Genomic DNA, 12274 nt, shown 5'->3' with positions numbered 1-12274 from the left:
GAAGCCATTCAATACGAAGTATTGTGAAAACTGTAACATTTTACACCTTATTATTATTTACTATTCAGACCTACTACAAATATAACTGCTACCATCACAATAAATCAGTTACTTAATTAGATAGCAAAATAATCCATATTGAAATTAACAGTTTAATAGAAACTATACATACTACGATAAACTACGCCATACAACACATTTTGATTTGTAGTTTTTATGTTTAAGTTTACATAAATGGGTTAAGTCAATAGTGACAATGTTTTTAAATTAATCGCATTTCGATACATTTTAGTGTACAAAGTTTAGAACATGTGATACATTATTTATATCAAATATACAAAATATATTAAAATAAAATTAGGAGGTATTTATTTATGACTCAATTTAATTTCGATAAAGTACACAGCAGTATTGAATTTCAAATCAAACATTTAATGGTATCAAAAGTAAAAGGAACATTTAATGACATCGATGTAACCGTTGAAGGTGACATTAATAATCTTAGCTCATTAAAAGCAACTGCTACAATTGACCCTAAATCTATAGATACAAAAAATGAAGATAGAGATAACCACTTAAGATCAGGTGATTTCTTCGCAACGGATGAATATGACAAAATCACTTTTGTAACTAAAGAAGTGAAAGACGATAAAGTTGTCGGTGATTTAACAATTAAAGGCGAAACACACGAAGAAACATTCGATTTAGAATTTAATGGCGTAAGTAAAAATCCTATGAACGGTGAACAAGTTACTGGCTTTGTGGTTTCTGGTAAAATTGATAGAGAAAAATATGGCGTTAGCTTTAACCAAGCTTTAGAAACTGGTGGCGTTATGTTAGGTAAAGAAGTGAAATTCGAAGCGTCAGCAGAGTTTAGTATTCAAGAGTAATTCAGTCATAAACATTTTATAAACTGAGATAACATCTCAATAGTATGTTTAGTTTGGTATATGCGTATATCCCAATAATAGATGGACTTGTTTTTAATAATTAATAAAAATTTTAACACTAAATAAAGCTATCGCTTGTGACACACTTCTCACAAACGATAGCTTTGACTTTTATCTATATATCGAAGTTACACATTTTTCTTTTTAAAAACAAAAACTAATAATACTAAGAAAATAACGATATAAACAATATTACCAATAAACAATTCATGTAATTCTAAGTGACTCATTTCCTTAAAATCATTATCTACAATTTGTTGAGGTAACATAATCATATTTAGCGGATTCCATTTAAACCATTCCCATTTGCCATTAAAATATGTTAATAATGCTGCGACAAATGACATTACAAAATAAAAAAAGATGCCTATAGTAATCGAAAGTGTCGGACCTTTCATCGCACATGAAATCAGTAAAGTCAAACTTAGCACAAGCCACATGGTTACAAAATCAGCTACTGCTAAAAGTAACATTTCATTTAACAGTGGTGGCTGACTACCGTGTGGAGCCAATAAATCAATATCATTAAAGCTAATAGCATATAGGAGTAACGTCACAGCAATGACCCCAATAAAGCAGATAAGTGAATATATTACTAATGTAATAACCTTACTAATAACAATGCTCGTACGTGAATAATTACGGTACAATACATTTTTAATTGTTTCATAATGAAATTCCATTGAAATAATCGTACTTGCTTGTACAATCATTAAAATGACCACCCAATAAAATCCTGAAAAACCACCTTGAATAAGGCCTTCGCTAGACATGATATCACTATTTTGGGAAATGAAAAGTAATGTAAACATTATTGCTATAATAACGATTGGCCAAATCCACGTCGATTTCTTTTTACTTAATTTGAAACATTCTTGTTTAATTAAAGAACCCATATTATGCGTCGCCCTCCTTATCAATAATGTCTAAGAGCACCGTTTCAAAATTTTCAGCATCATGTTGCTCAATTTCTTCCCGCGTTGTTTCTTTAACGATTTTACCTTCATCAATAATTAAAATAGCATCTGTTATCTTTACTAATTCGCTTAGCATATGACTGGAAATTAAGAACGTAATACCTTGCTGTGCTTTATCTAAAATAAGATTACGCACATCTCTAACTGCTCTAGGATCTAAACCATTCATAGGTTCATCCAATATAATCAGCTTTGGGTCATTTAAAAAAGCAATTGCGATACCGAGCTTTTGTTTCATACCTAGTGAATATGTTTTAGCCTTATTATGTATATAGTCTTTCATTTTCAATTTAGTGACAATATCATCAATATCTGAATTATCCTTCGATTCATTTAACAATTTTAAATTATCGTATCCAGACATAAATGGGTAGACTCCAGGGCTTTCAATTAAAGCACCTATACTACTTCTTTTACTGCCACTATCAACAACTTTATAGTGTCCTTTTTGGTAATTGGAATATCCAAGTATAACTTTCATTAATGACGTTTTACCTGCGCCGTTCGCACCAACAAGGCCTACAATTTCACCTTTTTCCAAGTTAAAAGAAACATCTTGGAGAATCGTTTTCGAATTTATTTTCTTCGATATGTTATCTACTGTTAAAACGCTCACTCTGTCATCTCCTCCATTGAATAATAAGTAACACTTTAAGCCAATTCTCATATCATCATTAGCTACATCTAAATAAAAAGTGATACAGTATGACCATAACATAAAATATGTATTAAATTGATAATTGATTGTATATTTAAGGTTAATTTAAGAAAAATTATTTAAACTAAATACAACTATGTCATTTTACATTTTTTGTAATCGTTTGCAATTTTTGTAACTATTTTGTAATATGAAGATGTAATAACTGCTATATCAAATTTAAGGAGTGAACGAACATGAATAAAATGACAAAGTTAGTATTATCTAGTACCCTTGTTTTCGGTTCTGTCCTCGGCGTAAATGCGATTAGTACGAATGCTCAACATGTATCCCATGCAGCAATAACTCCATATTATACTTATCATGGATATGCAGGTTATAACCCTAGTTTCTTGTTAACTCATGAGTTCAAAAATGGTATAAAATATAAAAATATTACCTTTAACGGCAAAAAAATTGTACCAACAAAAGGAACTAAAACTGTAAAGCTTTATGATCAAACCTTTTCTGGAGTTACTAAATCAGGTAAAAGTGCTTCAACCGTCTCATTTGATGTAACAGGTAAACTCACAACAGCACAACTCAAAAATGCTTACGGTAAAGCTTTAAAAAAGGTCGGTCCACCGAAACCTAGTAAAAAAGTAAAAGCAGTCTATGATTATCGACCATCTCTGGAGACACCACGTGTCTTATTTACCGTAAACCATAACAACAGAGTTACACATGTCGATATTACTTATGGTAGCATTGGTTATTAACCATCACCTCAATATATGTTTTATAATCAATAACTACTGACAAATGACGCGCGCTTACCCTCTTTGAGAATAAGCGCGCGTTCAATTTTTTATTGTTAGTGACCGTGCACAGTACGCGCACACAACCCGAAGTCTGACTTAATATTTTGTTAACCGTATATTATACGTATACTAAACCATTTCTGCTGTGTGCTTTTTTATTCATCTTTAAGGTGTTTTACATTTTTAAATCCTTGTCGATAGGAAGCCAATTCTTCCATAATCGCATACCAATCCGTACCAACTTTTTTTATTGTCTGCTGTATTAACTCATCTTGTGCTTTGTTTAAAGTGGCAATCAAGGCTTCACCCTCTTCAGTTGTATAAAGTTGTTTCACACGCCGGTCGTGTTTAGAAGGTTGTTCAAAAATTAATTGTTTATCTTTTAACTTTTTCAGTGTCGCATGTGAACCTTGCTTAGAAATTTCTAATGTCTGCAATAATTCTTTTATGGTAATACCGGGCAATTTATTAATAAAGAAAAGAAATCTATGGTGTTGCCGACTCATACCATATTGTTCGATAATTTCATTTGCAGTTAATGTGAAGGTTTTGTAGGCAAAATAAAATAACATGTGTTCATAATCATTTTTGTTCATCATTTTTACGTCACTTTCTATAAAGTAGAATAACGTCATTATAGTAAACTTTTGGTCTCACGTCATTAAAGTTCGAAATATTTTCGATAGGTCAATTATGTTGACCTATCAATAAAAAAGTATTATCATTCAAAGTGTAGAAAAAAGAGATAAAGGTGGAATGAATTATGAAACAACGTGTAGGACAATATTTAATGGACGCAATTTATCAAGCTGGTGCAGATAGAGTATTTGGTGTTCCAGGTGACTTTAATCTGGCATTTTTAGATGACATTGTTGCTCATGAACATTTGCAATGGGTTGGCAATACAAATGAACTCAATGCGAGTTATGCTGCAGATGGTTATGCCCGCCTCAAAGGTGTAAGCGCTTTAGTAACTACCTTTGGTGTTGGTGAACTTAGTGCTGTTAATGGCATTGCCGGTTCTTATGCGGAGCGTGTGCCTGTCATTGCCATTACAGGTGCGCCAACACGTGCCGTAGAACAAGCAAAAAAATATGTCCACCATTCATTAGGTGAAGGTACTTTTGATGATTATCAAAAAATGTTTTCACATATTACAACTGCACAAGGTTACATTACACCAGAGAACGCGACAACTGAAATACCAAGATTAATTAATGCTTCCCTTCAAGAGCGTCGACCTGTTCACATCCATTTACCAATTGATGTAGCTATGACAGAAATTGAAGTTACAGAACCATTTAAACTTCAAAATCCAAAACAACATGATGTTTCAGAATACATTAAACTCATTCAACAAAAACTACAATCCGCTTCAAACCCTGTCATTATTGCAGGTCATGAAATCAATAGTTTCCATCTTCATGATGCGCTTGAACAACTCGTGAATCAGACCAACATTCCTGTCGCTCAATTATCTTTAGGTAAAGGCGCTTTTAATGAAGAAAACCCTCATTACCTTGGTATTTTTGACGGTAAATTTGCTGAAGATAATGTACGTGACTATGTAAATAACAGTGATGCGATATTAAATATAGGTGCTAAACTTACGGATTCAGCAACAGGCGGTTTCTCTTACGACTTTGACATTGAAGATGTCGTCATGATTAATCATCACAATTTCAAACTAGGAGATACTCAAAATAACGAGGTCTCATTGCCTGATATGTTACATGGGCTATTAGAGATGGATTACCATAACAAAGGTACGTATTCATCATATGTAAGACCTAAAGCACATTCTTACACATTATCAGATGAGCCACTTACACAAGAAACATACTTTAATATGATTCAAGACTTCTTACAGCCTGATGATGTTTTACTTGCAGAGCAAGGCACATCTTTCTTTGGTGCTTACGACTTAGCATTATATAAAAATGTTGACTTTATCGGCCAACCGCTTTGGGGTTCTATTGGTTATACTTTGCCCGCTACAATAGGTAGTCAAATGGCTGATACAACGCGTAGAAATATCTTACTTATTGGTGATGGTTCTCTACAATTAACGGTTCAAGGTTTATCAACGATGATTCGTAACCAGTTAAAACCAATCATTTTTGTAATCAACAATGATGGTTATACTGTAGAACGTCTTATTCATGGCATGAAAGCACCTTATAATGATATCCATATGTGGGACTACAAAGCCTTACCAGCAGTGTTTGGTGGCGATAATGTAGCCATACATGATGTACACACTTCAAATGATTTAAAACGAACATTTGATGAGATAAATGCAGAAAGTGATGTCATGCATTATGTCGAAGTTACAATGGCAGCTGAGGATGCGCCTGAAAAACTTGCGAACATTGCAGAAGCTTTCGCCTCACAAAATAAATAAGCTAAATATAAAAAAGTTTGAGCCATAATTATGTTTTAGGCTATAAACGATATATATTGGTAGTAGTTGTCTGGATTGAAAATAAGCCTTATCCCAAGCTTTTTCAATCCAGTCAACCTTGCCGGGGCGGGACTATGAATTCATAGTCCCGCCCCCTTTTTCACGTGAAACAGTGAATAACTTTATTTATTGTGTTAAAGAGAGATGCTGTGCTTCAAATTGTTGAATCACATAAGGGTCATGAGAAATAATCAGCAATTGTATATCCGTAAGTGATTGCAACATTTGTAAAATTAAGTCTTCATTAACAACATCTAAATTCGTTGTCGCTTCATCTAAAATCAATAGTTTAGGTTGAATGATTAACGCTTTGGCAATCCATACGCGCTGAAATTGACCACCACTCAATGTGGATACACGCTGTTGTAGCAATTGTGAAGATAATTGACATTGCGATAAAACGTTATCAACACGTGAAGCATGTAACGTCTTTGGTATACCAAACCGTTTTAACGGCTCGGTTAATACCGCTTCAACGGTTTGTCGTGGATCCATACTTGTACGCTGATATTGTGGCACATATTGAATATCACGCATCCATTGTTTCGTTTTGTAATCATGCATTAACCTTCCATCTAATCTTAAAGAACCGGTATATTGTTTATCTAATCCTGCAATTATATGTGCTAATGTCGATTTCCCACATCCGCTTGGTCCACTGATAATAAGATTCCCTTGTGCTAAATCAAAAGAAATATCTTCCAATATTATGCGCCCTTGTATCGTTTTATTAATATGATCAACCTGTAGCATAAGCTTCCCTCCGCTCTGCTGTACGAATCAGTGTTTGTGTATAGTGTCGCTCAGGATGATGCATCACCTGTTGCGCCTGCCCACTTTCAATAATTTGACCATGTTGCATAATACTGACATGCGTAGCGTAATCTTTTACTAAGCTCAAGTCATGTGTCACAAAAATAACCGTCATCTTTCTTTCTGAAATAATATGCATTAACTGCTGCATAAACTTAGTACGATTTTGCACATCCAAGGCACTTGTCGGCTCATCTAAAATCAAACATTGTGGATTACGAATTAATGACAGTATAAATGCCACGCGTTGAGCCATACCGCCACTTAGTTCGAACGGATAGTATTGTAAAAGTTGTTCAGGTTGTTCTAAACCTAAACGTGTCATCATTGTTTTTACCTCTTGATATTGTTCTGCTCGTGATAGTGTTGATTTTTTTGCATCATATAACATTGCAATATGCTGCTTGATTGTAATATTTTGAAACAAATTACTATTAGCATCTTGAAACATGGCATCGGCATGTAGTAAATCAATGTCCACATTACCTTGATATGTCAACTGATCATCAGTCATGTGTAAAATACTGCGAACCAATAGCGATTTACCACTACCACTTTCACCAACAATACAATGAAAACTGTACCGTTCTACCTCAAGCGATAACGATGAAATCAAGGTTTTATCTTTATGATAGATACTCAATGACTTAACTTGTATTATTCGATCTACTTGATGATTTTGTTGTTGATGATTTGAAATAATAAGGCATAACCTCCTAACAAAATACCAGGGAAGAAGAATAACCATGGTGCAATCGTTAAATAACTTTTACCGTCAAATAAAATAGTGCCAAGTTCGGGAATAGGCGGTTTAACACCTAAACCTAAAAAAGCTAATCCTGAAATACTCAGCATTATTTTTCCAAAATCTGCCGTTACTAACGCCATAATTTTACTTAATAAATGTGGTAACATATGCGCATACAGCGTTTGAACGTTAGAATTACCACTTAAAACTGCGTATTGAATAAATGGTTCTTTTTGAATATCACGTGTAAGATTACGAAAATAACGTAAATAGCGCCCTAGCCAGCCTATAACTAATGCACATAATAACCCAATCATTGAATCACTAACTAGCCCTAAAATAACGAGCGCAATAATGAATGAGGGTATTGCTAATAATAAGTCAGCTACGAACATACATAGTTTGTCGAACCAACGTCCCATTAGGCCTGCCATCATGCCAAAAATCAAACCTATACTGACACTTAAAACCACTACGACGACGGTTAAACCTAAAGTAACACCACTTCCTATAATCATACGTGTAAACATATCTCTGCCTAACTGATCGGTTCCCAATAAATGTTGCAAAGAAGGCGGCGCTAAGTGTTCACTAGGTTTACTATTCCACCCAAAAACAGCAATATACAGTGCTCCTATGAGACTGACACCTATGATCCTCCATTGCCAATTAACATGTGAATATTTCATCGTGCACCTCTCACTTTTGATTTATTAGCACGCAATCGCTGAATTCGAGGATCACTTTTTAATATCAATATATCTCCCAAATAATTAAGCAACATAATGACGACAATAATCAACATAATAATGCCTTGAATAAGTGGATAATCTCGTTGATTAATTGCTGTAATTAGCAGTTTTCCTAATCCCGACATACTAAAGATCACTTCTAAGATTACAGCTCTACTAAACAAATGAATAATACTATTGACGACAATCGTCATCAATGGCGCGAAGATAACTTTAAATTGGCAATAAATACGTGCCTTCCAAGTTGCTTGTCGTAACTTTATTAATTGGTAGGTATCATCCTGTCTAGTCTGCGCAATAAGATGCGCTGTCATCAATAAGAGATGACTTCCTTCTACTATAATCATGATGCCAACAGGCAATAGGTAATTTTGCCAAGATGCACTACCTACAAAAGGAAGTAACTGCCATTTGACACCCATATAATAAATAGCGACAATGGCTATCCAATATTCTGGCATCGATGTTATCACCTGGGAAATATAGCGTAAGCTTTGTGCTATACGAGCATGTGGCAGCATACCAACGCAGTAGCCTAATCCTACCCCTAAAGGTAACATGAGTACTGTAGCCCAACTCATTAATATCCATGTAGGTTTAAGTGCATTAGCAATGAGATTCATAACAGGTTCTTGCGTACTAAAGCTATACCCCAAGTCCCCAATTAATGCATGACCTAACCAATCCAAATAGCGCAACAAAATATGGCGTCCTAACCCCAAATGATGTTGTGCCATATCAATTTGTTGTTGTGTCATTTGAGTATAGCCATGGCGTTGTAAATATAAAATGGCTGGGTTACCTGCCGTTTGTTCTACTAAAATAAAAATGATAAGCGAACTTACAATAAGATAGCCAAATAATTTATATGTACGCTGCCACATTATTGATTAACTTCCAGCTTTTTATAGTCTACAGGTGCATCCGTTAGACCTGAAAATTTAAAGGACTTTATTTTGTCACTTGTTACGAATGTTTCGTTTGGATACGCGATAGGCACACCATAATATTGTTGATTAAAGTGCTTAAAGATATGATTAAAAGCCTTTTTTTGTGATTGCTTATCTATTTCTTTAGGAAATGCTTCTAACTGTTGCGTTAAGACTTTATCATTAGCTAAAACGCCTGGTTTATCGCCATTATTTTTAAACACTGAGTTCATGAAGTTATATGGCATTAATGCATCCGAATACGTGCGATAGAAAATCAAATCATAATCTTTCTTTGTCCATAAAGTATCGTAATACGATTGGGCATCTAAGTGCTTAATATTTACTTTAACTCCAACCGCTTTAAGATTGGCTTGAACTTGTTCAGCTTTATCTTTCCAATTCGGAAATTCTGCAGTTTGAATCACTAGATTAAATGTTAATACTTGACCATCTTTTTCATACATGCCTTGCTTGTTGCGATGATAGCCTGCCTGTTCAAATGCGTGTTGTGCCGCTTTTTTATCAAAACGATGTTGCTGTTGATTTTGCGCCGTTACATATTGTACATCTCGTTGAAATAGGCCTTTTAATGGTTGAGATGATAGCGCTTTTGTCTGAATACTTTCACTAATAGCTTGTCTTAAATCTTTATGTTGCAATTGTTTATTTTCTGGATTAAAAGCTATAAAATGGCTGACTGTACTAGGATTTTCTGATACCGATAACTTTTGGGTAGATTTTGCTTGTTTAATTTGTGCATCAGTCAACATACCCAAGGCACCGCCAGTAATATCAACTGCCCCACTTTGAATAGCGGATTGACGAGCATCACCATCTTCAATTGTTTGGAAGACTAAATCATAATTTAGTGGTTTATTGCCTTTAAAATACGGATTAGGTTTTAACGTTGTTTTTTCTTTGCCAGCGTCGCCTATTTTAAACGCACCCGTACCAATCGCTTCTTTAAATTGACCTGTTACCTTGCCGTCTTTTACCGCGTGTGGACTCATAATTCGTAATGGCCTTACTTGTGTCAATTCATTCAACACTTGGTTGGATGGTGTCTTGAGGTTGATTTCAACTGTATGTTTATTTTTAACGACGACACTTTTTAATTGTTTGAGTGTTTCAACTGTCGTCTCTTTATTCATTGCTTTGGCACGTTCAATTGAGAATTTTACCGCTTGCGCATCAAAATCACTACCATCAGAGAATTTAACGCCTTTTTTCAAATGGAAACGATAAGTTTTACCCCCATCTTCAACCTCCCATTTTTGTGCTAATCCAGGTTTAAATGTTTTCTTTTTATCATACTGCACAAGGGCATCATACACAGCACTATAAACTGGCATTGCAGCATCATAGCCTTGTGCATCCAGCTTCGCAGCTTTTGCTTCAGTTGGCAATGACAACGTGACTTGTTTATGATTGTGCTGTGATTGCGAACAACCAGATGTTAATATTAATGCCCCAGTTACTAAAGCACATAATTGTCGTTTCATCATAATGACTATCCTTCTTTCACTGTTGCTTTAATCACGTAAGATTCTTGGAAAAGTGTACGCAAATAGTCACTCGGCGATAAATAAAAATCACTATAATGGGTTAAGTCAATTTCGTCTGGCACCATTTCCCTCTTTACGCTAACTTGAAAGCCTTCCTGAACAAAACTGTCCACAATGTGTTTGAGCGAATGATTTTGTGAAGGCGTTGCGCCATATGTATTAATGACTTGTGCCATATAATCACAACTTGGATTATCGGTTAAATCTGCAAACGTAGCATAGTAAACACCTTGAGGCTTTAATACGCGTTTTAACTCTTTTGCGTGTTGGGGAATATCATCGATAAGATACAATACAGACGTACTAATCGCTGTATCAAACTGTAGGCCAGTATCACTTGGCATATCGGTTAAGACATACGATAATGGTAAATCTCCTTTTAGCAATTCTGCTTTCTGCAAAGATTTTCGAGCTAAGTCAATACCTACACCTTGCTTGAATGGAACCTTTTGATATAGTTGTCGTAAAAAGCCACCTTGATTACACCCAAAATCCAAAATCGTTTTTCCAATAATATCTTCTTTAGCGATGACATCAATTGTTCTATCCCAAGCATCATGATGATCACGTGCCATCGTGTCATCATCTTCTTGTCCTTTATGCCACCACTGTTCATAACTGTTTTTCATATTCTTCTCCTTAATATTTCTTAATCGTAATTATTACGTTTTGTATTGTACTACAGTTTTCAATGAATAACAATGTCAAAATGGACTGACTAAATACAATTTATGTTGTCTGAATTTAATTAACATTTGTTCAAATGATGGGCAAGGCCTTTCTTAAATTATTAAAAATTATTTTAGATATATAAATGATACTAGAGTTAAATTGAATAGTCATTTATATAAATTAAGATTTTCTTTGTATACGAAATTTAATAAAAGTGTTACCTTTTAAAAACATCAATGGTATACTATTTTCGAAAACACATAAATAATACTACTTTAATACGATTTATTGTTTTCAGTCTTACATCATTCTATATAAGTTGGGGAGGATATAATGAAGAGATTATTCAGTTTATTGCTCATTTCATCATTAGTACTTACAGCATGTGGATCAAAATCGCATTCAGAATCAAATAGTTCTGAGAAAAAATCGTCTGAAAGCAAGTCGGCTACTGACAAATCAGAATCAGTTGATTCTTGTTTAGAAAAAGCCAAAAACAAACCTACAGCTAAATTCAAAGATAATAAATTTACATCAAATAAATTTGATATTGAAATTAAGGAAACAAAGGTTGTTAAGCCAGATAAATATGCAGATAGTAAAAATCCTAATTTAGCCATTGTCTATAAGGTCAAAAATAAATCTAGCGAAAAAATTACGGCTAGTACGGCTTTTATTGAAGCATTTGACGTCTATAATGACACGAAAAACGTTCAAAAACGTTTAGAGACCGGTTTTGCTGAAGACTCAGACTTGTACAAAAAGTACGGCGAGGATATGCGCAATAACATTAACAAAGATGGTGAAGTAACAGGTGTGAGATTCTTTGAAATTAAAGATGACAAAAAACCTATTACGATTGAAGCCAAAAATCCTGATGGTTATACTACCAAGGAAATAGGCAAAAAAATCATTAAATTAGAACATTAATATAAGCTATTTA

13 protein-coding genes are annotated in these 12274 nt (G+C 34.2%); 4 read left to right on the top strand and 9 right to left on the bottom strand.

Features of this window, described 5'->3' with window-relative positions; translation table 11 throughout:
- Positions 1 to 374 precede the first annotated feature (374 nt).
- Positions 375 to 890: a YceI family protein gene (locus HMPREF2597_RS03300; protein ID WP_002479056.1), complete on the top strand. Its 516-nt coding sequence runs from the start codon at positions 375 to 377 to the stop codon at positions 888 to 890.
- Positions 891 to 1078: 188 nt separating this feature from the next.
- Here the strand turns inward: HMPREF2597_RS03300 and HMPREF2597_RS03295 are convergent, their stop codons facing one another.
- Together HMPREF2597_RS03295 and HMPREF2597_RS03290 are read right to left on the bottom strand one after the other, a co-directional pair.
- Entirely contained in the window at positions 1079 to 1846 is a 768-nt protein-coding gene (locus HMPREF2597_RS03295; protein ID WP_002479057.1) for an ABC transporter permease, read from the bottom strand.
- 1 nt (position 1847) lies between these two features.
- Positions 1848 to 2543, bottom strand: a complete 696-nt coding sequence (locus HMPREF2597_RS03290; protein ID WP_002479058.1) for an ABC transporter ATP-binding protein — start codon at positions 2541 to 2543, stop codon at positions 1848 to 1850.
- Positions 2544 to 2821: 278 nt separating this feature from the next.
- Between HMPREF2597_RS03290 and HMPREF2597_RS03285 the strand changes: the two genes are divergently transcribed.
- Positions 2822 to 3343, top strand: coding sequence for an immunodominant staphylococcal antigen IsaB family protein (locus HMPREF2597_RS03285; RefSeq protein ID WP_002460777.1), 522 nt, complete (start codon positions 2822 to 2824; stop codon positions 3341 to 3343).
- A 197-nt stretch (positions 3344 to 3540) separates the two neighbouring features.
- Here the strand turns inward: HMPREF2597_RS03285 and HMPREF2597_RS03280 are convergent, their stop codons facing one another.
- The gene (locus HMPREF2597_RS03280; protein ID WP_002492441.1) at positions 3541 to 3984 is read right to left on the bottom strand and encodes a MarR family winged helix-turn-helix transcriptional regulator; all 444 of its coding nucleotides are present in this window, start codon (positions 3982 to 3984) and stop codon (positions 3541 to 3543) included.
- 164 nt (positions 3985 to 4148) lie between these two features.
- Here HMPREF2597_RS03280 and HMPREF2597_RS03275 point away from each other — a divergent pair, with 164 nt between their 5' ends.
- A complete protein-coding gene (locus tag HMPREF2597_RS03275) occupies positions 4149 to 5789 on the top strand; it encodes an alpha-keto acid decarboxylase family protein (RefSeq protein WP_002460779.1) in 1641 nt (546 codons plus the stop codon).
- 186 nt (positions 5790 to 5975) lie between these two features.
- Here HMPREF2597_RS03275 and HMPREF2597_RS03270 read toward each other — a convergent pair whose 3' ends face one another.
- Genes HMPREF2597_RS03270 through HMPREF2597_RS03245 form a run of 6 tightly spaced genes read right to left on the bottom strand, consistent with a single transcriptional unit; the run spans position 5976 to position 11288 of the window.
- Positions 5976 to 6602, bottom strand: coding sequence for an ABC transporter ATP-binding protein (locus HMPREF2597_RS03270; protein ID WP_070817152.1), 627 nt, complete (start codon positions 6600 to 6602; stop codon positions 5976 to 5978).
- Entirely contained in the window at positions 6589 to 7305 is a 717-nt protein-coding gene (locus HMPREF2597_RS03265) for an ATP-binding cassette domain-containing protein (RefSeq protein WP_002479059.1), read from the bottom strand. The genes HMPREF2597_RS03270 and HMPREF2597_RS03265 overlap by 14 nt, the downstream gene beginning before the upstream one ends.
- Before the next feature lie 23 nt (positions 7306 to 7328).
- Positions 7329 to 8099, bottom strand: coding sequence for an ABC transporter permease (locus HMPREF2597_RS03260; protein WP_002479060.1), 771 nt, complete (start codon positions 8097 to 8099; stop codon positions 7329 to 7331).
- Positions 8096 to 9046: an ABC transporter permease gene (locus tag HMPREF2597_RS03255; protein ID WP_002479061.1), complete on the bottom strand. Its 951-nt coding sequence runs from the start codon at positions 9044 to 9046 to the stop codon at positions 8096 to 8098. The genes HMPREF2597_RS03260 and HMPREF2597_RS03255 overlap by 4 nt, the downstream gene beginning before the upstream one ends.
- Positions 9046 to 10599 carry an ABC transporter substrate-binding protein gene (locus HMPREF2597_RS03250; RefSeq protein ID WP_002479062.1) on the bottom strand — a complete coding sequence of 518 codons (1554 nt, stop codon included), beginning with the start codon at positions 10597 to 10599 and terminating at the stop codon, positions 9046 to 9048. The genes HMPREF2597_RS03255 and HMPREF2597_RS03250 overlap by 1 nt, the downstream gene beginning before the upstream one ends.
- Positions 10600 to 10604: 5 nt before the next feature.
- Positions 10605 to 11288: a class I SAM-dependent methyltransferase gene (locus tag HMPREF2597_RS03245; RefSeq protein WP_002479063.1), complete on the bottom strand. Its 684-nt coding sequence runs from the start codon at positions 11286 to 11288 to the stop codon at positions 10605 to 10607.
- A gap of 376 nt (positions 11289 to 11664) precedes the next feature.
- Between HMPREF2597_RS03245 and HMPREF2597_RS03240 the strand changes: the two genes are divergently transcribed.
- On the top strand, positions 11665 to 12261 hold the full coding sequence (locus tag HMPREF2597_RS03240; RefSeq protein WP_002460789.1) for a DUF5067 domain-containing protein: 597 nt from the start codon (positions 11665 to 11667) through the stop codon (positions 12259 to 12261).
- The last annotated feature ends 13 nt before the right edge of the window (positions 12262 to 12274 follow it).

It is taken from the genome of Staphylococcus sp. HMSC063A07 (assembly GCF_001836955.1).
In the GTDB taxonomy this organism is placed as follows: Bacteria; Bacillota; Bacilli; order Staphylococcales; family Staphylococcaceae; genus Staphylococcus; species Staphylococcus lugdunensis.
Note: the sequence above shows the minus strand (reverse complement) of the source record. Positions and strands in the feature narration are given on the sequence as shown.